This window comes from Acinetobacter sp. FDAARGOS_559 (assembly GCF_003940475.1).
In the GTDB taxonomy this organism is placed as follows: domain Bacteria; phylum Pseudomonadota; class Gammaproteobacteria; order Pseudomonadales; family Moraxellaceae; genus Acinetobacter; species Acinetobacter baumannii.
Map to the genome: position 1 here is coordinate 2,445,634 of NZ_RKJG01000005.1, position 25,497 is coordinate 2,471,130.

24 protein-coding genes are annotated in these 25,497 nt (G+C 35.6%); 18 read left to right on the forward strand and 6 right to left on the reverse strand.

The features are described 5' to 3' along the window. Nucleotides 1-85: 85 nt before the first annotated feature. The 3 genes from EGS71_RS22890 to EGS71_RS13270 all read left to right on the forward strand — a co-directional run bounded on the left by EGS71_RS22890 (nucleotide 86) and on the right by EGS71_RS13270 (nucleotide 2,982). Nucleotides 86-220 carry a hypothetical protein gene (locus tag EGS71_RS22890; RefSeq protein WP_254998469.1) on the forward strand — a complete coding sequence of 45 codons (135 nt, stop codon included), beginning with the start codon at nucleotides 86-88 and terminating at the stop codon, nucleotides 218-220. A 21-nt stretch (nucleotides 221-241) separates the two neighbouring features. Further along, nucleotides 242-2,410, forward strand: a complete 2,169-nt coding sequence (locus tag EGS71_RS13265; RefSeq protein WP_025464947.1) for a phosphocholine-specific phospholipase C — start codon at nucleotides 242-244, stop codon at nucleotides 2,408-2,410. A gap of 404 nt (nucleotides 2,411-2,814) precedes the next feature. Continuing rightward, a complete protein-coding gene (locus tag EGS71_RS13270; RefSeq protein WP_000938939.1) occupies nucleotides 2,815-2,982 on the forward strand; it encodes a hypothetical protein in 168 nt (55 codons plus the stop codon). Here the strand turns inward: EGS71_RS13270 and nadC are convergent. Continuing rightward, the gene (gene nadC / locus EGS71_RS13275) at nucleotides 2,979-3,824 is read right to left on the reverse strand and encodes a carboxylating nicotinate-nucleotide diphosphorylase (RefSeq protein WP_000026920.1); all 846 of its coding nucleotides are present in this window, start codon (nucleotides 3,822-3,824) and stop codon (nucleotides 2,979-2,981) included. The two genes, EGS71_RS13270 and nadC, sit on opposite strands and share 4 nt — an antisense overlap. A 171-nt stretch (nucleotides 3,825-3,995) precedes the next feature. Between nadC and ampD the strand changes: the two genes are divergently transcribed. Both ampD and murJ read left to right on the forward strand, forming a co-directional pair. Continuing rightward, the gene (gene ampD / locus EGS71_RS13280) at nucleotides 3,996-4,565 is read left to right on the forward strand and encodes a 1,6-anhydro-N-acetylmuramyl-L-alanine amidase AmpD (protein WP_000810015.1); all 570 of its coding nucleotides are present in this window, start codon (nucleotides 3,996-3,998) and stop codon (nucleotides 4,563-4,565) included. A gap of 72 nt (nucleotides 4,566-4,637) precedes the next feature. Continuing rightward, nucleotides 4,638-6,188 (forward strand): murein biosynthesis integral membrane protein MurJ, encoded by a 1,551-nt coding sequence (murJ, locus tag EGS71_RS13285; RefSeq protein ID WP_171252301.1) that lies wholly within the window; start codon nucleotides 4,638-4,640, stop codon nucleotides 6,186-6,188. Nucleotides 6,189-6,233: 45 nt separating this feature from the next. Here murJ and EGS71_RS13290 read toward each other — a convergent pair whose 3' ends face one another. The 5 genes from EGS71_RS13290 to EGS71_RS13310 all read right to left on the reverse strand — a co-directional run bounded on the left by EGS71_RS13290 (nucleotide 6,234) and on the right by EGS71_RS13310 (nucleotide 11,630). Continuing rightward, nucleotides 6,234-6,929, reverse strand: a complete 696-nt coding sequence (locus EGS71_RS13290) for an FKBP-type peptidyl-prolyl cis-trans isomerase (protein ID WP_000724220.1) — start codon at nucleotides 6,927-6,929, stop codon at nucleotides 6,234-6,236. A gap of 51 nt (nucleotides 6,930-6,980) precedes the next feature. Next, complete coding sequence (locus EGS71_RS13295) at nucleotides 6,981-7,703, reverse strand: FKBP-type peptidyl-prolyl cis-trans isomerase (protein WP_000030395.1); 723 nt, start codon at nucleotides 7,701-7,703, stop codon at nucleotides 6,981-6,983. A gap of 192 nt (nucleotides 7,704-7,895) precedes the next feature. Beyond that, nucleotides 7,896-10,076 carry a polysaccharide biosynthesis tyrosine autokinase gene (locus EGS71_RS13300; protein WP_031946073.1) on the reverse strand — a complete coding sequence of 727 codons (2,181 nt, stop codon included), beginning with the start codon at nucleotides 10,074-10,076 and terminating at the stop codon, nucleotides 7,896-7,898. A 19-nt stretch (nucleotides 10,077-10,095) separates the two neighbouring features. After that, nucleotides 10,096-10,524 carry a low molecular weight protein-tyrosine-phosphatase gene (locus EGS71_RS13305; protein ID WP_002009509.1) on the reverse strand — a complete coding sequence of 143 codons (429 nt, stop codon included), beginning with the start codon at nucleotides 10,522-10,524 and terminating at the stop codon, nucleotides 10,096-10,098. Between the two features lie 5 nt (nucleotides 10,525-10,529). After that, nucleotides 10,530-11,630 (reverse strand): polysaccharide biosynthesis/export family protein, encoded by a 1,101-nt coding sequence (locus EGS71_RS13310; RefSeq protein WP_000872582.1) that lies wholly within the window; start codon nucleotides 11,628-11,630, stop codon nucleotides 10,530-10,532. A gap of 355 nt (nucleotides 11,631-11,985) precedes the next feature. On the opposite strand from EGS71_RS13310, the gene tviB reads away from it, so the two are divergent. From tviB to EGS71_RS13375, 13 genes are read left to right on the forward strand one after another with little or no spacing between them, the layout of a single operon-like run. Then, nucleotides 11,986-13,260 carry a Vi polysaccharide biosynthesis UDP-N-acetylglucosamine C-6 dehydrogenase TviB gene (tviB, locus tag EGS71_RS13315; protein WP_001165096.1) on the forward strand — a complete coding sequence of 425 codons (1,275 nt, stop codon included), beginning with the start codon at nucleotides 11,986-11,988 and terminating at the stop codon, nucleotides 13,258-13,260. A gap of 13 nt (nucleotides 13,261-13,273) precedes the next feature. Next, nucleotides 13,274-14,470 (forward strand): UDP-N-acetylglucosamine 4,6-dehydratase, encoded by a 1,197-nt coding sequence (locus EGS71_RS13320; protein WP_002009393.1) that lies wholly within the window; start codon nucleotides 13,274-13,276, stop codon nucleotides 14,468-14,470. Continuing rightward, nucleotides 14,470-15,618: a LegC family aminotransferase gene (locus EGS71_RS13325; RefSeq protein WP_031946074.1), complete on the forward strand. Its 1,149-nt coding sequence runs from the start codon at nucleotides 14,470-14,472 to the stop codon at nucleotides 15,616-15,618. The genes EGS71_RS13320 and EGS71_RS13325 overlap by 1 nt, the downstream gene beginning before the upstream one ends. Before the next feature lie 5 nt (nucleotides 15,619-15,623). Next, nucleotides 15,624-16,760 carry a UDP-N-acetylglucosamine 2-epimerase gene (gene neuC, locus EGS71_RS13330; RefSeq protein WP_000717543.1) on the forward strand — a complete coding sequence of 379 codons (1,137 nt, stop codon included), beginning with the start codon at nucleotides 15,624-15,626 and terminating at the stop codon, nucleotides 16,758-16,760. Beyond that, a complete protein-coding gene (locus EGS71_RS13335; RefSeq protein ID WP_002009517.1) occupies nucleotides 16,750-17,844 on the forward strand; it encodes an N-acetylneuraminate synthase family protein in 1,095 nt (364 codons plus the stop codon). The genes neuC and EGS71_RS13335 overlap by 11 nt, the downstream gene beginning before the upstream one ends. Further along, nucleotides 17,845-18,486, forward strand: a complete 642-nt coding sequence (locus EGS71_RS13340; RefSeq protein ID WP_000731732.1) for a sugar O-acyltransferase — start codon at nucleotides 17,845-17,847, stop codon at nucleotides 18,484-18,486. Then, complete coding sequence (locus tag EGS71_RS13345) at nucleotides 18,479-19,534, forward strand: nucleotidyltransferase family protein (protein ID WP_002009447.1); 1,056 nt, start codon at nucleotides 18,479-18,481, stop codon at nucleotides 19,532-19,534. Before EGS71_RS13340 ends, EGS71_RS13345 begins: the two co-directional genes overlap by 8 nt. Next, nucleotides 19,534-20,223, forward strand: a complete 690-nt coding sequence (locus EGS71_RS13350; RefSeq protein ID WP_000566731.1) for a cytidylyltransferase domain-containing protein — start codon at nucleotides 19,534-19,536, stop codon at nucleotides 20,221-20,223. Before EGS71_RS13345 ends, EGS71_RS13350 begins: the two co-directional genes overlap by 1 nt. Nucleotides 20,224-20,234: 11 nt before the next feature. Next, the gene (locus EGS71_RS13355; protein ID WP_000724429.1) at nucleotides 20,235-20,975 is read left to right on the forward strand and encodes an SDR family oxidoreductase; all 741 of its coding nucleotides are present in this window, start codon (nucleotides 20,235-20,237) and stop codon (nucleotides 20,973-20,975) included. 2 nt (nucleotides 20,976-20,977) lie between these two features. Then, nucleotides 20,978-21,895, forward strand: coding sequence for a Gfo/Idh/MocA family oxidoreductase (locus EGS71_RS13360; protein WP_000944970.1), 918 nt, complete (start codon nucleotides 20,978-20,980; stop codon nucleotides 21,893-21,895). Then, nucleotides 21,888-22,658 carry an oxidoreductase gene (locus EGS71_RS13365; protein WP_001058736.1) on the forward strand — a complete coding sequence of 257 codons (771 nt, stop codon included), beginning with the start codon at nucleotides 21,888-21,890 and terminating at the stop codon, nucleotides 22,656-22,658. The genes EGS71_RS13360 and EGS71_RS13365 overlap by 8 nt, the downstream gene beginning before the upstream one ends. An 18-nt stretch (nucleotides 22,659-22,676) precedes the next feature. Then, a complete protein-coding gene (locus EGS71_RS13370) occupies nucleotides 22,677-24,257 on the forward strand; it encodes a hypothetical protein (protein ID WP_000608242.1) in 1,581 nt (526 codons plus the stop codon). Beyond that, entirely contained in the window at nucleotides 24,250-25,455 is a 1,206-nt protein-coding gene (locus EGS71_RS13375) for an oligosaccharide flippase family protein (RefSeq protein ID WP_000473103.1), read from the forward strand. Before EGS71_RS13370 ends, EGS71_RS13375 begins: the two co-directional genes overlap by 8 nt. Nucleotides 25,456-25,497 lie beyond the last annotated feature (42 nt).

A 25,497-nucleotide genomic window follows, 5' to 3' on the forward strand; every position in this document is an offset into this window, starting at 1 on the left:
TCATCAAATCGACATAAAAACATCACTTGCCTGTCACCTTTTCGCTTTATTAGTAGTTCGCATTTAAACCGTTTGGGAAAAACCAATGCGAAAACTTTCAATTTTATTAATTGCATCTTTAGCACTCATGCTCAGTGCTTGTAACGATGATAACGACTCAGATAATTCATCGCCAACAACACCGCCTACCAGTAATTGTAAAATGCACTGTGCACCATAATAAGAACTCAGGATAGAACTAATGAATCGTCGCGAATTTCTTTTAAATTCTACAAAAACAATGTTTGGGACCGCTGCTTTGGCGAGTTTCCCGCTGAGTATTCAAAAAGCGTTAGCAATTGACGCCAAAGTTGAAAGTGGAACTATTCAAGATGTTAAACACATTGTGATTTTGACTCAGGAAAACCGTTCATTTGATAATTATTTTGGAACACTCAAAGGTGTACGTGGTTTCGGTGACCGTTTTACCATTCCTATGACAGAAGGCCGAAAGGTTTGGGAACAATATGATGCTAATAAAAAGAAAGTATTGCCATACCATTTAGATAGCCGCTTAGGAAATGCTCAGCGTGTTTCGGGTACACCTCACTCATGGTCTGATGGACAAGCAGCTTGGGACAACGGTCGTATGAGTGATTGGGTGGCATATAAAAAACCGCAGTCGATGGGCTATTACAAAAAGCAAGAGGTTGAATATCAATTTGCTTTAGCGAATGCTTTTACGATTTGTGATGCTTACCACTGTGCCATGCATGCAGGAACTAACCCGAACCGTAAATTTATCTGGACGGGAACCAATGGACCTACAGGCGCAGGTGTTGCCAGTGTGGTCAACGAATTTGATGGAATTGGACCATCGACAGAAGGTTATGAATGGACGACATATCCTGAGCGTTTACAGCAGGCTGGCGTGACATGGAAAGTTTATCAAAACATGCCAGATAACTTTACCGATAACCCGTTAGCTGGTTTCAAACAGTATCGCCGTGCAAATGAGCAATCTGGTCAACCTGTCAGTAACGACACACTAACGTGTCCAGCATATGATGAAAAGATTGATGCGACTCAACCACTTTACAAAGGTATTGCCAATACCATGCCAGACGGTGGTTTTCTAGGAACTTTTAAAGCTGATATTGCGCAGGGTAAATTACCGCAAGTGAGTTGGTTAGTTGCTCCTGCAACTTACAGTGAACATCCAGGGCCATCTAGTCCTGTACAAGGCGCTTGGTATATTCAGGAAGTATTAAATGCATTAACTGAAAACCCTCAAGTGTGGAGCCAAACCGTTTTATTGGTGAACTTCGATGAAAATGACGGTTTCTTTGACCATGTTCCTTCACCAAGTGCACCTTCTAAAGATATAAACGGTGTTGTATATGGAAAAACCACTTTAACGGACCAACAAGTGTCTTATGAGTACTTTAACCATCCAGCAGTAGCGACTTCAAAATCTCAACCTAAGCCAGATGGTCGAGTGTATGGTCCGGGTGTACGCGTTCCAATGTATGTGATTTCGCCGTGGAGCCGTGGAGGATGGGTAAATTCTCAAGTCTTTGATCATACTTCTATTTTACAATTCTTAGAAAAACGTTTTGGTGTGCAAGAACCTAACATTAGCCCATACCGCCGTGCTGTATGTGGTGATTTAACAACGGCATTTAATTTTAAAACACCGAATCTTTTGCCTGTTGCTGAACTAGATGGGAAGAAAACCAAAGCCGAAGCCGATGCGATTCGTGTCGCTCAAGCTTTATTGCCCCAAGTTCCTGTTCCGAGCCAGCAACAATTTCCTCAGCAGGAAATGGGAATTCGACCATCGCGTGCTTTACCTTATATTTTGCACACCAGTGCCAAAGTCGATGCCACTCAAAAAACGGTTAAACTGATGTTCTCCAATACGGGTAAACAGGCAGCCGTTTTCCATGTCTATAACCGATTAGATCTTACGGCAATTCCACGCCGTTATATGGTTGAGGCGGGCAAACAGCTTGATGACGTGTGGAATACTATCAATGGACAGTATGATTTATGGGTACTTGGACCAAATGGTTTTCACCGTGCGTTTAAAGGTAATTTAAGTCAAGCTAATCAGACTCAAGCATTACCGGAAATTAGAGTATGTGTGGAAGAGTGTGATGCGAATTTATATTTAAAAGTGCGTCATGATGGTAATAAGTCAGTCAAGCTCACTGTCAAGGCAAATGCTTATCTGCCAAACAAGACATGGGCGATAGAAACCGATAGTTCTGAAAAAGAACTGGTTTGGGATATGTCTGAATTTGGTGGTTGGTATGATTTTACGGTGACATTAGCGGAAGATGCGACGTTTAGTCGCCGTTTTGCAGGACGTATAGAAACTCAAGAAGATTCAATTTCTGATCCATATATGGGATATTTAGAGTCTTAAGTTGCTGTAATGCATGAATATTAAGCTGAAGTCTTAGTTAATAATTATTTTAAATTAGTTAGCACGACGGAGTCTTATCGTTTATTCATCCAGTGGAAGTAGCTAATTCGTTACTTTGGTTTCGCCCAAAGTAACCAAATGCATTTGTCATCTACAAAACCTGTTCTCTTTCTGCATATATCTGATTTATTGCAAAAACAATATATTTATAGATTTTGGGCAGGTTGTAGATGACATCTCACACAATCTAATGTTGGGAAATATAAATGAAGAGAGGCAATAACTTGTCGTATAGATGAATAATAAAAATAAAGGCTTACCTTTTGTAACAGAATCTCCTAAGCCTGGTCATATTTATCTTTTACCTTGAAACCCTGAATTTTTTAAAGTAATGGGGAAAATTTATGCTACAAGGTTTTATTGTATTATTAGCAGTAGTTACTTTTGTTTTAATGGCTGCCGATCCACGGGATAGTGGGGCACAAGCGACTCAGTCAGCATGGCAAAAAACACAAGCGGCAGACATGACCAAGTCGCAAAAAAATACCAATAATGATGCTGATTTTATTTAGGCATTAAAACGCATTGATAAATCAACGGCTTTGACATCTTTAGTCAACACGCCCATAGAAATATAGTCGACACCAGTAGTCGCTACTTCGCGTAAGTTTTCAATAGTGATATTGCCCGAAGCTTCGAGTTTACAGCGACCTGCCACGTGTTTTACAGCATCAATCATTTGTTGTTGGCTAAAGTTGTCGAGCATGACAATGTCTGCACCTGCTTCAAGCGCTTGGTTTAGCTCATCCCAAGTTTCAACTTCGACTTCAACAGGTTTACCCGGCGCAATTTGATGTGCTTTTGCAATCGCTTGGGCAATACCGCCCGCTGCCATAATATGATTTTCTTTAATTAAGAATGCATCAAATAAACCGAGGCGGTGATTTTGTCCGCCGCCGACGGTTACGGCATATTTTTGTGCAATACGTAAGCCCGGTAAAGTTTTACGTGTATCGAGAAGTTTGGTATTTAAACCTTCAAGATGCTGAACATATTCAGCAGTTTTTGTTGCAACAGCTGATAATGTTTGAATAAAGTTTAAAGCAGGGCGCTCTACAGTCAGTAAGCTACGTGCAGAACCAGCAAGCTTTAAAAAGGCTTCATTTGCAGCAACACGGTCACCTTCATGTTTTAACCAAGTCACCTGTACAGTGTTGTCATACGCTGAGATGAGCGCATTCACCCAAGGCTGTCCAGCTAAAACCATATCTTCACGGCTGATGATAGTTGCGGTAGCCTGTTCATCTTCAGGTGTGAGCATGGCGGTAATGTCACCGTCCCCAATATCTTCTTGTAATGCTTGTTGAATATTGATTTGAATTGACTGTTCAAGCAAAGACTGAGGTATGCTCATACGGTTTCCATTTTGTCGATGACCCTAAAACTTGCGATATATTAGCACCGTCGACTTTAAAAATAAGCTGTTTTATCAGATTAATCGCGATAAACAATCATACTGACTACTCTGAAAAGCAATTAACTGTTTTAAACTAAAACAATTGGCAAGCAATTTATTGGCATCTCAATGAAGCAAATCACACCGTATGAAGTTATAAATGGACAATTAAAAGGGGCGAGACAAGTACCTTCTCCAAATTTTAACCAGCGTCCTGCTGGTACCGAAATACAAATGATTGTGGTTCATAATATTAGCTTGCCGCCTTCTCAGTTTGGGGGAGGCTATATTGAACAGTTTTTCCAGAATAAATTAGATTGGTCCGTTCATCCCTATTTTCAGACTATTGAAGGTATGCAAGTCTCTACACACCTGTTAATTTTACGAACAGGTGAAGTCCTACAGTTTGTTAACTTTAATGATCGTGCATGGCATGCAGGGCGTTCAAGCTACTTAGCCAAAGTTGAATGTAATGATTATTCAATTGGTATTGAGCTTGAAGGAAGTGATGATTTACCTTTTGAAGACGTACAATATGAAGTGCTAACTGACGTTGTTACTGCTATTCGTCAGGCCTATCCTGAAATTAAAAACCATATTGCAGGGCATTCAGACATTGCACCGGGCCGAAAAACCGATCCGGGACCTTATTTTAAATGGCAGCACTTTAGGCAGTTATTAGCACAGAAAAAAACTTGAGTTCATTCATCATTTCACAACGAAAAGATTTTCTAGTTTCATTACAATAGCGACTTTCGAATATAGCTGTAGGTGAGTACGATGGCATTATGGCGATCGACTTTTATTGTCAGTGCGATGACGATGTTGTCACGAGTATTGGGCTTAGTACGAGATGTCGTATTGCTCAACGTGTTTGGTGCGGGTAAAGATTTCGATACCTTCGTTGTGGCTTTTCGTATTCCCAACTTCTTTCGACGGTTGTTTGCCGAAGGGGCTTTTTCACAGGCTTTTATTCCGGTATTGACCGAATATAAAACAGGTCGTGTGCATGCAGAAGTTCAAATCCTGATTAGTCGAGTATTTGGCTGTTTGCTGACAGTCATGACTTTACTGACTTTTGTGGCTATGGTTTTAGCTCCAGTAATTATCTATATGTATGCGCCGGGCTTCCATAATGACCCTGAAAAGTTTGATTTAGCGGTCAGTATGTTCCGTCTGACCATTCCCTATTTAATGTTTATGTCGCTTACGGCTTTTGCCAGTAGCATCTTAAACAGTTATGGCTCGTTTGCCTCGCCAGCTTTTTCGCCTGTTTTACTGAACGTAGCAATGATTGCAGGGGCTTGGTGGCTTACACCGTATATGGCTGAGCCAATCAAAGCTTTAGGTTGGTCGGTTGTGGCGGCTGGTATTTTACAGTTAGCTATACAAATTCCTGAGTTATGGCGTAAAAACTTACTGATCCCACCGAAAGTTGATTTTAAACATGAAGGTGTAGAACGAATTTTAAAATTAATGCTTCCAGCATTATTTGGTGTATCTGTGACTCAGATTAACCTATTGCTAAATACGATTTGGGCATCTTTCATGCAAGATGGTTCAGTGTCTTGGCTCTACAGTGCCGAACGTATGACTGAGTTACCTTTAGGATTAATCGGTGTTGCGATTGGTACAGTGATTTTACCCTCACTGTCAGCACGTCATGCTGAACAAGACCAAGCGAAGTTTCGCAGTATGATCGATTGGGCAGCAAAAGTGATTGTGTTGGTTGGTTTGCCAGCAAGTATTGCTTTATTTATGCTTTCTACACCGATTATTCAGGCATTGTTCCAACGTGGTGAGTTTGATTTACGCGATACACAAATGACAGCACTTGCATTGCAATGTATGAGTGCAGGCGTAATTTCCTTTATGTTAATTAAAGTATTTGCACCAGGTTTCTATGCGCAGCAAGATACCAAAACACCGGTCCGTGTGGGTTTAATGTCTGTTGCAGCTAATGCGATTTTAAACGTTGTATTTATTGGATTTTTTAAACTAATCAATTGGCATGCAGAGCATATGGCGCTTGCATTAGCCTCTTCTGGTTCAGCTTTAGTAAATGCAGGTTTGCTCTATTTTTATCTACATAAGCGTAATATTTTCCGATTTGGTGCACATTGGAAAAAACTGGCACTTCAATATGGTTTGGCTAACCTTGCGATGATTGCAGCGCTTTGGTTTGGGTTAAATTGGTATAACGGAGAACTCTCTCAATGGATTCGTGTTGCAGAGGTGGTAGGTTTATGCGTTGTAGGTGTGATCGCTTACTTAATTGGCTTATTACTAACAGGCTTTAGACCGAGAGATTTAAAACACTAAAATAAAAAAGCGATCAATTTAGATCGCTTTTTTTATCTTCGAAAATTATTTTGGCAAAACTTGTAGCAACTCAATATCAAAAATTAAAGTACTATTTGGACCGATACTATCCCCAGCACCAACTTCACCATAAGCAAGTTTTGCTGGAATGAAGAAACGGGTTTTACCGCCTTCTTTCATAGTTTGTAAGCCTTCGGTCCATCCGGCGATCACTTGATTTAACTGGAAATCAACAGGGTGATTACGTGCAATTGAGCTATCAAATACAGTTCCGTCGAGTAAACGTCCTTCATAGTTTACTTTTACACGAGAGGTGGCTTTAGGTGTTTTACCAGTGCCTTCTTTTAATACCTGATATTGCAGACCTGATTTAGTCGTAATCACACCAGATTTTTTAGCATTTTCTGCCAGAAAAGCTGCACCAGCCTGAGCGTTTTGTTGACCTTGTTTTTGAAATTCGACTAGCTGTTTAGCTTCTAATGTTTTTTTATAATCATTAATTGCTTTCGCCATTTCTTCATCAGTTAGGCGTGCTGTCTTATTTTGAGCACCTTCTTGTAAACCTTGGTAAAAAATATCAAGATTTAAATCTGTTAACGCATCAGTATTATTACGGCCCATTAAATAACCATAACTATAACTAAATTGATCTTTTGCCGGGCTTTTATTTGTTATCGGTGCAGCAGCAAAAACAGATAAGCTCATCGTTGACGCTGCAATAACCAAACTGATTTTTTTCATGTCTTTTTCCAAAAAAAAACAGGAGAGTATAACGACTCTCCTGGATTGTTATTATTTCACTGAAATGAGTTCTACATCAAAAATCAGTGTACTGTTTGCTGGAATTCCAGGAAGCTCTTGTGGGCCATATGCAAGATTTGATGGTATGAAGAAAGTCGCTTTTCCACCTTCTTTCATGAGTTGAAGACCTTCAGTCCAACCTGGAATGACCTGATTAAGCGGGAATTCTACTGGTTGACCACGCTTATAAGAACTATCGAAAACCTGTCCATTAATTAAGCGGCCTTCATAATGTACTTTAACAATAGACTGAGCAGTTGGCTGTTTACCAGTACCTTCTTTAGTAATGATATATTGCAAACCTGATGCAGTGGTTTTTACGCCAGCTTTCGTTTTGTTTTCTGCAAGGAACTGTGCATCTGCAGAGTCAGCAGCCGTACCTGCTTGCTCAGGTTTGTCTTGATGCTGCATTTTTTGTTGTAACTCTTTTTCATAAGCAGCAACGGCAGCTTTTAAATCTTCTTGAGTATAAGCACTAGGCTGCTTATTACGCGCATCATGGATCCCTTGAACAAATGCTTTGGTATCCAGCTCAGGAGGGGTTTGTTGAGCAACTTCATACCCAAGAACATAACTGATTTTTTGAATTGGAGAAGCATTTTTGTCTGCTTTACGTCCGACTTCTGTGGTCGGATGTTGAGTTGCATAATATACAGGTACAAGTGCAGCACCGCCTAAAACTACAGCGACAGCAATGGGTAAGGCTTTACTCATAAAAGGTTCCAAAAATAATCATTTGAGTCTAAAAGGCTGCTTCGATCTTAGCATGCTTCGACTTAAGCATAGAATGTTTAACAAAAAAAACGAGTGGTTTTTTATATATTTTAGTTAGTTTTAATGTGGCAAAACTTAAAAAGCAAATAAAAAAAACCGGATCATTTGATCCGGTTTTATGAAGAGTTTTAATTAGTCTTCTTTTTGGGCCTTATAGGCATAAGCATAGTTATAACCATAACCACCGCCACTAGAGCGTTGAATATCGTTAAGGATGAAGCCGTTGACTTTAACACCAGCTTGTTCAAAACGGTTAATGGTTAATTCAAGCTCTTTCATATGTGACTTAGCATAACGAGCAACAATTAAGTTCACACCTGTATATTGCGAAATAATAATACCATCGGTTACCGCAAGTACAGGAGGAGTATCAATAATGATGTGGTCATATTGGGCCTGAAACTTCTCTAGTAAGTCTTTGAACTGTATAGAACTTAACATTTCTGAAGGATTTATTGGACTCTTACCGCGAGTGATTACATCAAGATTTGTAACTTGTGTTTTATGTAATACTTGTGACAGATCAGCTTGTCCGCTTAATAATTCTGATAGACCCGGCTTCACATCAACATCAAAGTATTTGTGCATATAACCACGGCGCATATCAGCATCAATCAGTAATACACGTTTGTTACTTTGGGCAAAAATAGTTGCTAGGTTAGTTGAAATAAATGATTTACCAACTTCAGGAGATGGGCCTGCAATCATAATGATATTATTTTTTGCATTTGCTAATGCAAAGTGAATAGCTGTACGGATACTACGTAAGCTTTCAATCGCTATATCATCACTATTTTTAACCGCAAGAATAGGAATACTCTTTTTCTTTTTCAAAATACTCATACGAGTTTCTTGAATAGGAGAGCGAGGTACAGTTGCATAAACCGGTAAATCTAGTTCATTTTCAATTTGACTAGAATCTTTCACACCACTACGTAACATATTGCGTAGCAGAGCAATTAAAGCTCCAATAAAACCACCAACAAAAAGTGATAAAACTAGAACGAGCAGTTTCTTCGGTTTAATTGGCTCTACGGGTTCAACAGCAGTATCAACAATACGCACGTTTCCAATTTCACCAGCTTTGGCAATACGAAGCTGTTGGTATGAGTTTAAAAGGGCTGTATAGAGTTGGGTTTTGACTTCAACTTCACGATAAAGCTGTAAATATTGACGCTGTACGTCAGGTAATTGTTTTAAGGTGCTATTGAGTTCGCCAATTTGTTTATTAATCGCAGCGAGCTGACCATTTATTTCGCGCATTGCCGGATGCTCAGCGGTATATTTTGCTGCCATTTCCGCTTGTTTTTGCTCAAGCTCTGCCTTTTTAGTCTCTAATGTAATACTTTGAGTTAAATACAACTCAGATTCTTTATTCACATCAACTGTATTATATTGTTGACGGAATTTATTAAATTGACGTTCTGCATCATCAAGTTGTTTTTTAAGGTCAGGCAGCTGTTCATCTAAAAACTTTAAAGTTTGAGCTGATTCAGCCGAGCGACGCTCAATATTTTGGGCACTATAAGTCGCTAAAATAGCATTTAAAACTTTAGTGATATGTTCTTTATCTTGCCCTTGATAGTTAAGACCTAAAACTCCTGTAAGCTTACCGCGTTCTGCTACAGCATAGTTTGCACTAAGTGCATTTACGGCAGCTGGTAAAGATAAATTGGTAATATTATAGGTCGCGTCAAATTGATCTTTAGTAAAGATGGCAATTTTCCATAAACCATGAGGGCCTGCAACATGGTTCGCTTGGTTTAATGGAACAGTTAAGATAACTTCTTCGGTTTCAGGGTTAGTTAAACGTAAAGACTGCTTATCAAAATCAAGAAATAAATTTTTATCTAAGTAATAAGCTGGTATATCAAACTGATGGATATCAAAACTTTTTAATCCATCCTTAAAAATAACAGATTTCTTAGTATATTCAGTTTTATATTCTGGATTACTCAATAAACGATGAGTAAATGTATTTTCGGTACTAGAAACTTGTATGTTGAGATGTAAGTCTTTAATGACTGAACCTAAAACTAAACGAGATTTTAAAATCTCAATTTCTGCTTGAGCTGGTGATTTTTGCTCAATCATTTGTGATAAGTCACCTAAAAGCGCAGCAGAAGCCCCTTTACTGTCTTCAACTTGAACCAGTGCATCCACTGAATAAGTATCAGGGGTTACCCGTAAGTACAATAGAGCACATACTAGGCTTAAAATAACGCATAGAGCGATAAGCTTCCACTGTGCAATCAGTGAAAAAAACAATTCTTTTAAATCGATTGTATCTTCGGTATTAGTATTTTGGTTCATAAGCTTAAAAATCTAGGCGTTAAATATAAGGTTTCCAGTCAGCCACACATTGTTGAATGAGTTGGCAAGTTTCATCAAATACAGCTTGATCATGTTGATACGGATCGGGCACATTTTTATTTTGCCAATGCCCTAAACGATAGGTTTTTCCTTTCGCGAAAGGCCAGGTTTGTTCAATATGTTTTTGCTGATTTTGGCTCATCACTAAAATCAGATCAGCTTTTTTGATGTGCTCAGCACTGAGTTTTCGGGCAATATGAGGCTGCATATCAATGCCTAGACGCTGCATACAAAGTCTAGCTTTTTCATCAGCTTGATGGCCAGTGAGTCCTGAAATACCAGCTGACTCAATATTTAATTGTGGATATTGCTGTTTTAGCAAATATTCTGCCATAGGGCTACGGCAGATATTTCCTATACAGACCACTAAAATATTTTTAAATTGCATAAATATCATTGTCCCAAACGGTCTATGTTATATAGCGCACTTGAGAAAGGAATAATCTGGTTGACGACACGCTGCCAGCGGGTTAAACCGGTTGCATCTACATAGACAATATCATTACTACGTAATTTAAACTGATTTGCTAAACCGAAATCGCCAAGGCTCATTAAATTTAAGTGGTATAGTTCAGTCGTACGGTCATTAGGATTGGTACGTAAAACATAAATACGACTAGCACTAGCAGATAGAGGATTTAGACCTAAACTCTCACCTAGAGCATCACTTAAAGTCATCCCTTGGTCACGCATCGGTAACGCTTGGTTTTTACCAGACTCACCCATAACATAAACTTTCTGGTTTTCACGAGTGCTAACGTAAATAGTATCATTTGGTTGAACTAGCAATTTATGTAGCGAATAACCAGCTTTTTCTAATTCGATTGTATTTAAATTATAGGTAATTCCATTACGAATAAGTTGAATATAAGTATTATCACCTTTATCTGTCACTCCACCAGCTAGGCCGAGAGCAGTATATACACTTACAGGTTGATCACTTAAGTAAAACTGTCCACCTTTTAGCACACTACCTTGTACTGAAAAACGCTGTCCTTCATAAGAAAGAACTCGAACAATAACATCAGGATTTTTTAAAAACCGAGCCAGTTGGCTATGTAATTCACGGTTAACTTGGGCAAGTGTTTTACCAGAGGCCTTATATCTTCCAACTAAAGGAAATTGAATATATCCACTTTGGTCAATTGGGTAGCCATTTGCTTGAATAGATTGTTCATTACTAATGCTGTTTACAGGAGGTGTAATTTCAGGATAGGCCCATAGTTGAATAGAAAGCACATCACCAGGACTTAAACGATATATGGATTGTTGAGTTTTAAAAAGAGTTGCATAGTCACGTTGATAGTCGACCTGTGCAGGCTGAATTGCCGGTAATGTTTCTTGAGAAATTTTTACTACATTAACTGTTGTTCCGAGGTCAGTTTTATAAACGCCTTCATTTGGGATATCGTAAGTTTGTAAGCCGGAAGTGACTGCACAACTAGCAGCACTTAAACTTAAGGCAAGAACAGAGAAAAACTGGCAATACTTCACACGCAACCCTTTGTGTATTTATCTTTAATTGATATTGTCTACTGCATAGTGACAAGTGTCTATTAAACGCAGGATGCACAGATTCTAGCTTAAAAGAAATGAAAAAACACTGAAAAATCGCAAGGCTTTGTATGTTTAGTATATCTAGGTCGGGCTTTTAATCAGTAGTCACGGTGTAGAAATATTAAAAATGTATAGTTTTGACTAAATTGGAAAAGATTACTTATAGATGTTGTAAACACATTTATACAATTGACGTACGGTGCTAAAAGAAAATCTGATATAGTACGCTGCACTGTTAGTGCCAAAAGCATGATTTATTAGATATAAACTCTAAGGAAAAAGGCTCGTTTATATGCAAATTGCCAAATTAAAAATAGCAATTATTGGGTTGGGCTATGTTGGCTTGCCGTTGGCAGTTGAATTTGGAAAAAAAGTACCAGTTGTCGGCTTTGATATTTATCAAAAACGTATAGATGAGCTTAAGAATGGTCAAGATCATACCTTAGAAGTTTCACCTGAAGAGTTAAAGCAAGCTGTTCACCTCAACTATACTGCTCATTTAAATGATTTACAGGACTCTAATTTTTTTATAGTCACTGTACCTACACCAATTGATGATTTTAAACAGCCTGATTTAACTCCTTTAATTAAAGCATCGACAAGTATTGGTCAAGTGCTTAAAAAAGGAGACGTGGTGGTATATGAATCTACCGTATATCCAGGTGCGACAGAAGAGGTATGTATTCCTGTTTTGGAAAAAGTATCTGGGTTAAAGTTTAATCAAGATTTCTTTGCTGGTTATAGTCCAGAGCGCATTAATCCTGGTGACAAACAGCACCGTGTAACTAATATTTTAAAAATTACATCGGGTTCAACACCTGAGGTGGCTGATTATATTGATGAAGTTTATAATTTAATTATTGAGGCGGGCACTCATAAGGCGCCGAATATAAAAGTCGCAGAAGCAGCGAAAGTAATTGAAAACACTCAGCGTGACGTCAATATCGCTCTGATTAATGAATTGGCACTTATTTTTAATAAATTAGATATTGATACCGAAGATGTACTTAAAGCAGCTGGAACAAAGTGGAACTTTTTACCATTTCGTCCAGGCTTGGTAGGTGGGCATTGTATAGGTGTGGATCCTTATTATCTTACTCATAAAGCCCAATCTATCGGCTTGCATCCTGAAATTATTTTAGCAGCTCGCCGTTTAAATGATCGTATGGGTGAGCATGTAGCAACTCAGCTCATTAAAGAGATGGTTAAGCAACGTATTCAGGTGGTTGGTGCTCGTATTTTAGTTATGGGACTTAGTTTTAAAGAAAACTGTCCTGATATTCGTAATACAAAAATTGTCGACTTTATCAAGGCCTTGAAAGAATATGATTTAGATTTAGATATCTATGACCCGTGGGTAGATGATACAGAAGTACAACACGAATATGGTTTAGCGCCAATTAAAGAATTACAACAAGGCTTGTATGATGCGATCGTCATAGCGGTAGCACATAATCAGTTTAAGTCCATGAGTGTGGAAGAGTTTCATGCTTTAGGTAAAGAGAAGCATGTTCTTTATGATTTGAAATATGTTTTGGATAAAGAAAGTTCAAATATTAGACTTTGATTAGGGTTTTATAATGTCTACAGATATTCAATTAAATTTAATTGGCAGAACACAAGAGCTTTTTGTTGAAGATATTCAACATTGGAATAATAAGTTAATCGAAATTGTTTCCTCATCAAAATTTTTAGTTTTGGGTGGGGCTGGATCTATTGGACAAGCGGTCGTTAAAGAAATTTTTAAACGCAATCCCCAAAAGCTTCATGTTGTTGATATTTCTGAGAATAACCTAACAGAAGTTGTTCGTGATATTCGTAGCTCTTTTGGCTATATTGATGGCGATTTCCAAACATTCGCATTAGATATTGGTTCAGCTGAATATGATGCATATATCGAGAATGATGGAGATTTTGACTATGTACTTAATCTTTCTGCATTAAAGCATGTGCGTAGTGAAAAAGATCCCTTTACATTGATGCGCATGATTCATGTCAATATCTTAAATACTGAAAAAACAATTCAACAGTCTATTGCAAAAGGTGTAAAAAAATACTTCTGTGTCTCTACAGATAAGGCAGCTAATCCAGTCAATATGATGGGTGGTTCTAAACGTATTATGGAAATGTTCTTAATGCGCCAAAGCCAATATATTGATATTTCAACTGCTCGTTTTGCTAATGTTGCTTTTTCTGATGGTTCTTTATTGCATGGTTTTAACCAGCGGATTCAGAAAAACCAACCAATTGCAGCTCCAAATGATATTCGCCGTTATTTTGTTACTCCAAAAGAGTCAGGTGAGTTATGTCTCATGTCTTGTTTACTAGGTGAGAATAGAGATATTTTCTTCCCTAAACTTAGTGAGCATTTACACCTCATTACTTTTGCTGATATTGCAGTCAAATATCTTAATAACCTTGGATATGAGCCGTATTTATGTGAGTCTGAAGATGAAGCTCGTAGCCTAATCCAAACCTTACCAAAGCAAGGTAAGTGGCCTTGTTTGTTTACTGGTAGTACAACAACAGGTGAGAAAGATTTTGAAGAGTTCTTTACAGATAATGAAACTTTAGATATGCAACGGTTTAATAATTTAGGTGTTATTAAAAACGAGCTAAATATTGAAGAAGATAAGTTACAAGTATTTGAAGAAAAAATTAACTCTATGCTTCTAAGTAAACATTGGAACAAAGAAGAAATCGTCGATTTATTTAATTATATGATGCCTAACTTTGGCCATAAAGAAACAGGGCTATATTTAGATGGGAAAATGTAATGGATACTTCTAAATTTAATCAAATTGTACGTGATATCTATCAGACCAATAATTTTATTCCATTACATGAGCCTCGTTTTCTAGGTAACGAAAAAAAATATGTACTAGATACGATTGATAGCACTTTCGTCTCTAGTGTCGGTGCTTATGTAAATGAATTTGAATCTAAGATTCAACACTTTACAGGCTGTGCTAAAGCTATTGCGACTGTTAATGGTACAGCGGCATTACATATTGCACTTTTATTGGCTGGTGTAAAGCGCGACGATATTGTAATTACGCAAGCGCTAACTTTTGTCGCGACATGTAATGCTTTGTCTTATATCGGTGCAGAGCCCTTATTTATTGATGTTTCATTGAAAACAATGGGTTTATGCCCAAAAGCATTAGATACTTATTTGCAAGAAAACGCTTTTCTTGATGATCAAGGTGTATGTACACATAAAGCCACTAATAAACGTATTTCTGCAATCGTACCAATGCATACATTTGGCCATCCAGTTGAAATTGATGAGCTTCAAGAAGTTGTCACAAAGTGGAATATTGCATTAGTTGAAGACGCTGCGGAGAGTTTGGGTTCTTACTACAAAGGTAAACATACTGGAATTTTTGGTTTAGTTTCAGCACTTAGTTTTAATGGAAATAAAGTCATTACAACGGGTGGTGGTGGTATGGTTTTATGTCAGGATGAAGAACTTGGTGTAAGAGCTAAGCATATTACGACAACTGCAAAAATACCGCATCCATATGAGTTTTACCATGATGAAAATGGTTTTAACTACCGCTTACCGAATTTGAATGCTGCTTTAGGTTGCGCGCAAATGGAAAGCTTAGAAGGTTTCCTGAGTAAAAAACGTGATTTAGCCCATCAATATCAAAATTTCTTTAAAGATACTGATATTTCATTCTTTATAGAACCTGAAAATTGCCAATCTAACTATTGGTTAAATGCAATTATTTGCAAAGATAAAACTCAAAGAGATTTGATTCTGGATGAAACCAATTCAAATAAGGTTATGACTCGTCCTATCTGGACTTTAATGACCAGATTACCAATGTATGAAAATGCATTACAAGGTGATTTAACTAACTCATTGTGGCTAGAAGAGAGAGTTGTAAATATTCCAAGTTCGGTTCCTCTGGAGTAATGAGAATGAAGAAAATAGCTGTTTTTACAGGAACTCGAGCTGAATATGGTTTGCTGTATTGGTTGATGCGAGATATTCAGCAGGATCCAGAGCTAGAATTACAAATTTTGGCAACAGCTATGCACTATTCACCAGAGCATGGCGAAACATGGAAAACAATTGTAAAAGATGGTTTTGAAATTACCGAATCGGTAGAAATGCTTTTGTCATCCGATACATCATCAGCTGTAGTAAAATCAATGGGTGTAGGCCTGCTTGGATTTGCAGATGCACTTAAGCGTATGCAACCAGATGTATTAGTTGTTTTGGGTGATCGTTTTGAAGCATTAGCGGTAACGCAAGCTGCCTTAATCATGCATGTACCTGTTGCTCACTTACATGGTGGCGAGATTACCGAAGGTGCATATGATGAATCAATTCGTCATGCAATTACTAAAATGTCTAATATTCACTTCGCTGCAGCAGAAGAATATAAAAAGCGGATTATTCAGTTAGGTGAACAGCCAGAAAGAGTTTTTAATGTAGGAGCACTTGGTTTAGACCATATCCAACGGACTACATTTAAAAGTATTTCAGAGTTGAGCGAGTTATATGACTTTGATTTTTCAAAGCCATATTTCCTAATCACTTACCATCCTGAAACAAACTTATTAGAAGAAAATGTTGCTCCGTTATTTGATGCGCTTAAGCAGATTAACGACGTCAACTTTATCTTTAGTTATCCTAATGCAGATAACGGTAATACTAATATTGTTAAGGCAATGTTAGATTTAAAAGCCCAGTTGCCAGATCGCGTGTTACTTGTAAAGAGTTTTGGTATCCAGAACTATTTAAGTGTTTTAAAAAATGCTTTAGCAATGGTAGGTAACTCTTCAAGTGGTTTATCTGAGGCACCGGCATTACAGGTTCCGACGGTAAATATTGGCGATCGGCAAAAAGGTCGTCTACGTTGCGAATCTATCCTTGATGTCCGATTAGACGAAAATGAAATCGTAGAAGCATTGCAAAAGGCAATAAATTTTCCAAAGGATCAATTGAGTCAGGTAGTTCCACCTTTAGGTTTAGGAAATACCTCTCAAAAAATAATTGAAGTTATTAAAACGACAGATTTTAAGAAGAAGGCGCCATTTTATGATCTTTAATCAAGATGAAATTTATGTTATTGCAGAGATTGGTGTAAATCATAATGGTTCTGTAGATTTAGCAAAAGAGCTTATTTTAAAAGCCAAAGATTGTGGTGCAAACGCAGTAAAGTTTCAGACATTTAAAGCAGATAGCCTATTGTCTGATCAAACTGAAATGGCTGCGTATCAAAAAGAAAATACAGGTTCTAGTCAAAGTCAGTTAGAGCTTGTGAAAAGTTTAGAATTGACTTATGAGCAAACAGAAGAAATCAAGAAATTTTGTGATGAGCATCAAATTACTTTTATTTCAACGCCGTTTGATTCTGATAGTTTGAAGTTCTTGGTGAATGAGATCGATGTACCTTACTTGAAAGTATCATCTGCTGATATTTCAAATTTACCGTTTCTCTATGAAATTGCATGTTCAAAAAAGCATGTCATTTTATCTACAGGAACAGCTAGCCTAGGTGATATTGAACAAGCCTTATCAGTATTTGCTTTTGTTATCGATAAGGGAACGGAAGTTCGACCATCTCAGCAGTTATTTAGAGAAGCTTATTCTAAAATTTCAGTACGTAAACAGTTGAAAGAACAGGTTTCTATCTTACACTGTGTAACTCAATATCCAGCATTATTTGAAGAAAGTAATCTTAAAGCCATTTCAACTTTAAAAAATGTATTTGATTTGGCAACCGGGTTTTCTGATCATACGCTTGATGAATACGCGGCGGTTATTGGTGTAAGTCTTGGTGCTCGCATTTTCGAGAAGCATATTACATTAGATAAAACGATGGCTGGCCCAGACCATGCAGCATCAATGGAACCAGATGAATTTAAACATTATATCGAAATTTTGCATAAAACATATGCAGCTTTGGGCGATGGTATTAAATTTATGCTAGAGCAAGAGAGCGATAACTATTATCTAGTACGTCGTAGCATTGTGGCTAAAACAGATATTGCGGAAGGGGAGCTTTTAACCTCTGACAATGTCACAACAAAACGAGCAGGTCGCGTTTGTTTAGAACCAAATAAGTATTGGGATGTTGTTGGTACAAAAGCAAAACGTAGCTTTAAAAAGAACGATTTTATTGAAATTTAAATGAAAAAACTGGCAATTTTTGGTTCAGGTGGCTTTGCAAAAGAGCTAGTAGATTTAGCAATAGATCAAGGCTACCGCCATATATTTTTTTTAGAAAGAAATGCCAAAGATGGCGACACCTTACTTGGTTTCCCCATTTTGCCAGAATCAGCAATATCGACATTAACGGATACGGTATATGCGATAGGTGTTGCTGATCCAAAGATTCGTAAAAGAATATATGAAGCTTATCCCGATTTACCTTATCCCAATTTGATTCATTCTCAATCATCACTTGGGTATGGTATTCGAGAGCTGTTAGAACATAGTAGAGGTGTGGTAATTGCGGCTGGAGCGAGAATTACAAATTCATGTCGTTTTGGTCATTTTATTATAGTAAGTTTTAACAGCACAATTGGGCACGACTGTATTCTAGAAAACTACGTTTCTGTCATGCCAGGTGTTAATGTGTCTGGTTGTATTCATTTGAAGCAAGGCACTTACATTGGAACAAATGCTGCTATTTTGCCGGGCAAAAGTCCAGAGCAATTGAAATATTTAGGTGAAAACTCCGTTATAGGCTCGGGTGCTGTGGTTGTGAAACATACGGAACCGAATAAGGTCTATATTGGATCACCTGCTAAGGAATTAAGTCGTGACTAGAGATGTTAATAATATAATTTTGCATAAAAATGATTCAATTTTGAAAGCATTAGAGCTACTTGATTTATATGCTTTAAGAATTGTTTTGGTTGTAGATGATAACAATCAGTTAATCGGTAGTATTACAGATGGTGATATCCGTAGAGGTCTTTTAAAAGGGCAAGATTTACATGCATCTGTTGATACAATTATGCATACCAACCCATATAGCATTGAGGAAGGTAGCTTAGATAATCGTCAGATTTTTGAGATCATGCGTGAAAAAAGCTATCTGGCATTACCAATAATTAAAAATAATCAACTCGTTAATATTATTACGCTTGATGATTTGATTCGTAAAAAGCGCAAAGAAAATCCAGTTTTTATTATGGCTGGAGGTTTTGGTACGCGTTTACGCCCACTTACAGATACATGCCCGAAACCGATGTTACCTGTTGGGGGTAAGCCTTTACTAGAAACCATTATTTCAAGCTTTAAAAATCAAGGTTTTTACAAATTTTATATTTCTACCCACTATTTACCAGAAGTGATTAATGAGCATTTTGGTAATGGCGAGAAGTTTGACGTACAGATTCAATATGTACATGAAACTGATCCACTTGGTACAGGCGGTGCATTGAGTTTATTGCCAGCATCAGATATTAAATTGCCATTCATTGTGATTAATGGTGATGTATTAACAAATATGAATTTTGAAAAGTTATTGGATTTTCATGAAAAGCGCGAAGCTATTGCTACGATGTGCGTGCGAGAGTTCCAATATCAAATTCCTTATGGCGTAGTTAACTCTGAAGATAATGTAATACAAAGCATGACTGAAAAACCAAGTTATTATTTTAATATTAATACTGGTATTTATGTAATTTCCCCTAAAATATTGCAACAAGTTGAAGCAAAATTTATCGGGATGCCAACAATTTTGGAGCAACAAATGGCTAAATTTGAGAAAGTAGTAAGTTATCCATTACATGAGTATTGGTTAGATATAGGTCAGATTGAAGATTATCATAAAGCACAACAAGATATTAAGGTTATAGGGTTAATTTGATGATAGACAATAAAAGAGTAATAGCAGTTATTCCAGCGAGAGCTGGTAGTAAGTCTATCAAAGATAAAAATATTAAATTACTTGGTGGTAAACCTTTAATAGCATGGCCTATAGATACTGCTAAAAAATCTAAATACATAGATAGAATTCTAGTATCAACTGATGGTCAGAAAATAAAAGAAATTGCAGAGAGCTATGATGCTGAAGTTTACTTAAGACCAGAAAGTTTAGCACAAGATAATTCTTTATTAATTGATACTTTAAGATACATGATTAAAGAGTTAAAAAGAGAGGGGGAAAGTGCAAAATATTTAATTGTATTAGAACCAACTTGTCCTCTAAGAAGTGTAGAAGATGTTGATAATGTAATTGAAAAATTAATAGAAAATGATTCAGCTGCTACATTTATGGAGGCTGAATTAAATCCTCATAGAGCATGGAAAATAGAAGATAGTCATGTCTGTCCATTTATAGAAGGGGCAATTCCATGGCTGCCGAGACAGAAATTACCGAAAGCATATCAACTGAATGGTGCAGTATATGGATTCAATATTGATAAATTACCAGATACAGGTATTTCCGTATTATTTGGTAATATAGCTGCAGTAAAAATGCCGAGAGAAAGATCGATTGATATTGACTTTAATATTGATTTTATAATAGCAGAAGAATTGTTGATTAAATCTTAAGGTGAGTTTCTATGAAAAAGATAACTAAGCAAAATATTTTAATTACAGGTGCTAGTAGTGGTGTTGGTAAAATGTTAGTAAAAGAACTTAAATCAGTATTTAATATAGTTACTATTTCAAGAAGAGTTGAAAATATAATAAAAGATAATCCTGAGGTAATGGCATATAGTTGTGATGTTTCTAATAAAGTAGAACTGTTAGAAACTTTAGATTTAATTAATAGAAAAGTTGGTCATTGCTCTTATATTATTAATTGTGCTGGTGTATTAGATGCTGGTTTTTTAGATAATAATAAAATAAAAAATTTAGAATATTCAATTAATGTGAATGCTATTGCACCAATAATGATTATTAATAATTTTTTAGAAAAAATGAAAGAGAATAATTTTGGAAGAATAATTAATTTAACTTCGGGAGCTCCATTAAACTGTTATCCTGGCTTTTCACTTTACAGTACATCAAAAGCAGCTCTTAATAGTCTAACAACAACTTTGGCTAGAGAGGTTGAAAATTATAATATATCAATTAATTTGATGAGTCCAGGGCCGGTTAAAAGTGAAATGAGTCCAGATGCTTTAATAGATGCTATAGTTTGTTTGCCTACAATCAAATATTTATTAGATGGAAATGGTAAAAATCAGCATCAATTTTTCTATTGGTTAGGCTATAAGGTTCCACTCTTTCCTGATTTAGATGGTATTAACTGGTTAGAAGGTATTGGTAATGAAAAAATAGAAAAAGTGGTATTTTAAAAATGTTAAGACTTGGAATTATTGGATATAGTCCGAAGAATGGTCATCCCTATTCATTCTCATCTATTTTAAATGGATATAATCGAGAGGCCTATCTGAAAACTGAATGGTTAGGAATACTTAATTATTTAGAAAAACGTGAGCAAGATGAAATTGCTTCTTTAGATGCTAGAGTTACTCATATATGGACTCAATCACTGGATTTAAGTAAACAAATTGCGCGGTGTAGTAAAATTGATCATGTGGTTTCCAATTATCAGGATATGATTGGTTATATTGATGGGGTTATTATAGCTAGAGATGATTATGAGATTCATAAAGAAATTGCACAGTGTTTTTTAGAGGAAAATATACCAGTTTTAATTGATAAGCCATTAACTTTAAGTAAGGAAGAGTTGCAATGGTATAAGCCTTTCTATGATAAAGGATTAATTATGTCATGTTCAGGTTTTCGTTATTGCAGAGAGTTAGATGATGTGAGAGAAAACCTAGAAAAATTTGGTGATATTAAATTAATTAGAGCAGCAGTAATAAACGATTGGGAAAAATATGGTATTCATATGCTTGATGCAACTCTAGGTATTTTAGATATAGATATAATAGATATTAATTGTATTAAGCATAATAGTTATGATTCATATTTTTTATATTGTAGTGATAACCTGACAGTACAAATAGATACATTAGGCTCAAATATATTAGCATTTTCCTATGAAATATTTGGCACTAAAAAATGTGAAAAATTTGAAATTAGAGATAACTTTACATCTTTTAAGAGAATGTTAGGTTGTTTTATAGATCAAATTAAAACTAAAGAACCTGCAATAAGTTGGGATAATATGAGTAAGTCAATTTCAACCTTAATCACTGGCGTTAATGCTAGAAATACAGCCTCTAGAATAAAGGTGATTTATGAATAATTTTTTGAATAACAAAAAAATTCTTATTGTAGGAGCTGGTGGATTGTTAGGTATACATCTAGTTGCTTCAATGTTAAAGCAAGGTGCAAAAGTAATCGCCGCTGATTTATGTGTAGACTTAATGCGGGAGCGATTAAATACGCTTGGTGTAGATTTAAATAATGAAAATTTATCAATTATTTATTTAGATGTAACAAGTGAATCCAGTGTAAAGTCATTTTTTTCAACAGATCTTAAAATTGATGGAGCTGTTAATACAACATATCCACGTAATAAGACATATGGTTCACATTTTTTTGATGTGACCCTTGAAAGCTTTAATGAGAACTTATCACTACATTTAGGTAGTATGTTTTTGTTCACTCAGCAATGTGCAAAATATTTTACACAATACCAGACTCCTTTTTCGCTTGTAAATATTTCATCTATTTATGGTGTAGTTGCTCCAAAATTTGATATTTATAACAACACTAAAATGACAATGCCTGTTGAGTATGCTGCAATTAAATCGGCAACACTCCATTTAAACAAATACATAGTTGCTTATGTCAACGATAGTCGGTTCCGTATTAATTGTGTAAGTCCAGGCGGTATCTTTGATCATCAACCTGAACCATTTTTAGAAGCATATAAGAGCCATACCCATGGAGCTGGTATGTTGGATGTTAAAGAAATCTTGGGTTCAGTTTTATTCTTGCTTTCTGAACAATCAAGATATGTAACAGGTCAAAATATTATTGTAGATGATGGCTTTAGTCTCTAACGTTTAAGGATCAACGCAATGATTAATATTTTAAAGACTATTGTAAATTATGTTAAGCCATATAAATCTAATCAAATAGAAAATGAGTTCACTGAACTCAACTATCAATATTGGAAAAAAGAAGACTCTTCTATTACCGAAAATAGTTATTGCCTAATAGAGGGCCAGATTACCTGTCCAGCAAGTATTATGGATAAAGCACGAATAGGTAAAGCGGTTCAAGAAGTTACTGGAGCAAAACCGGTAGTTTTTTTAAGAGGTTTTTACGAAGAAAGTAATGATGTAGCTCATATTTATAAGTCTTTTAATATAAATGATTTTTATATGTGGTGGAAAGGATACCTCAATCCTTTAGTCTTTATTCCTGCCTTATTCGCAACATTAAAAACAGTTGTTTTATATAAAGATGGAAGTAAATTAGCTAATCTTACGCATAAGGGTGTCGAGATAGGTGAGCTTATCTATGATACTCTTATTAGATTTAAGCCAAATACATATACTATTAATCAAATCAAATTTACGCATTATAGATTAATTTTTAGAGCATTCTTGACCTTTTATAATAATGAATACTTGATTAGGAAATATAAACCAAAGTATTTAGTTACGAGTCATAATGTATATGCTGAATTTGGAATGTTGCCTAGACAATTAAAAAAAGTAAGTAATACAAATGTGATTTTCTTAAAAGATATTTATGCATATAAATGCTACAACTCATCTGTAAATATAAAAGAACATTTTCTTAAGCCCTCGATAGAACTTTTTAACCAAAAACTATCATCACCTGAATACTTGGAAGAAGCTAAAGCGTATGTTGAAAATAGATTTAATGGAAACATTGATCAAATAGATGTTAAAAATGCATTTTTAAATAAAAAAACTTATAACTTAGATGAGTTAAAAGAGATATTTCCGAAAGTAGATAAGAACAAAAAAAATATTGTGGTAATGTCTCATGCTTTTTCAGACGCGCCACATGTCGGAGAAGGTTTATTGTTTAAAGATTACTACGATTTTTTAGTTAAGACTCTTATACATTTGAATAAAAATAAAGAAGTTAATGTATTTGTCAAAGCTCACCCTAGTTCATATATGTGGAATGAAAAGGGAGCAGTAGAAGAGCTTTTAGAAAATTATCAATTAGGTAATATCTATATTTTACCGAATAATTTAAATACAAATTCAATTGTCAATTTTGCGGATTATATTGTTACTGCAAAAGGCACAGCTGGTCTAGAGTTTAGTTGTCTTGGTATACCGGCAGTAACTGCTGGTAAGGGTTATTATTATGGATTTGGTATTGCTAAGGAACCAGATACTGTAGAAGAATACTACAGTATGTTAGATAATATTACCAAAATTGATAGGCTAAATAGTGAAACAATAAATAGAGCATTAGTATTGCTTTATATGGTTGCACAAAGTAGACGTCATTCTAAGATTTTACCTAGAAGCCATATTATGCCAGGTGAGATTTATTCAGAGGTTTATTTAGATAAATATAAAGAAATTATTGAAAACTTTAAAAATGGTGAAGCGATGAAGGATAGCTTCTATGAAGAAATTAAAAACGATGTAGTAAATAGCAATGTTTAAAAAAGGGCTAATATATATAGTACTGAATTATACGATTCAGTTTTTAAATATTATATTTAACTTGTTGCTGATGAAGTATTTAAGCTCTTATCAGCTTGGAAGTTTGGCACTTGCTAAAACTTGGCAGCAGTTTGTAGATTATTCACATCTAGGTGCTAGATTTTCACTTGATCGCTATATTCCTACTGCTGAAGAAGAGGAAAAGAAATATTTAGTTGCAACAGTTTTATTTACTACATTTATTGGCTCATTATTTATTCTTTTGGCGGCAGTTATATTAAATGATGCTGATATTATAGTATCAGTACTTACAGCTAGTGGTATTTTTATTGCAGTAGGAAATATTATAAAAGCCTACTATCGTGCTACAAATAGTTTAACAAAAATGTTAAATCTGGTTTTTTATAATCAACTACTTCCTCTATTAATTTCTATAGTTTTATATTTTTATACTCTAGATTTTAATATTTATCTTGTGTCTTTAATTTTATCTTATCTATTTTTTAGTCTTATTTTGTTTTATCAAGAAAGAGAGCTTTTTAATTTTATTCAATATAAGAGAATTAAGAAAGTTATTAAAGAAATAGCTTTACCATCTTTTTTGTTATTTATAAATTCACTAATGATTTTTCTATATTTAGTTATGGATCGATTTTTTATTGACTATTCAAATGGCAGAGAGGAACTAGGGCACTATAGTATTATTTTATTTGCTTTCACTGCCTTAATGATTATACCAGCAACAGTTGCTGAGCTCTTATTTGTAAAAATTATCAAACAAAGCTGTGAAGCTGGTAAGCGTTTTTTTTGGAGAGAAACGTTCATTACGCTTGGTATTACAATAGTGGGTGTCATTGCAGCCAATTTTTGCATGGATTATTTTGTTAAGAAGTTTACTAATTATGGCTTTTTAACTGAACAAATGCATATAGCAACCTTGGCAGTTATTCCCTTTGCACTTACAGCGATTTACTATCATGTAATGAATGGACTGGATTTAAGAAGAGAAATTGTTCTAGTAAACCTAAGTGTATGTATCATCTTGGCTTTATATTATATATACCCTTTGTTTTTTAATCAAAGCTATGGTTTAGACTATTATTTATATGCAAAAGTAGCAACTGGTTGGTTAGTTTTTCTGGGATATCTTTTCTTTATTTTGTTTAGTAAAGATACAGTTTTGAAAGAAACTGCTTAAGAGGGGAAGTAGTAATTGAAATTGTATATTTATAGAAAATAT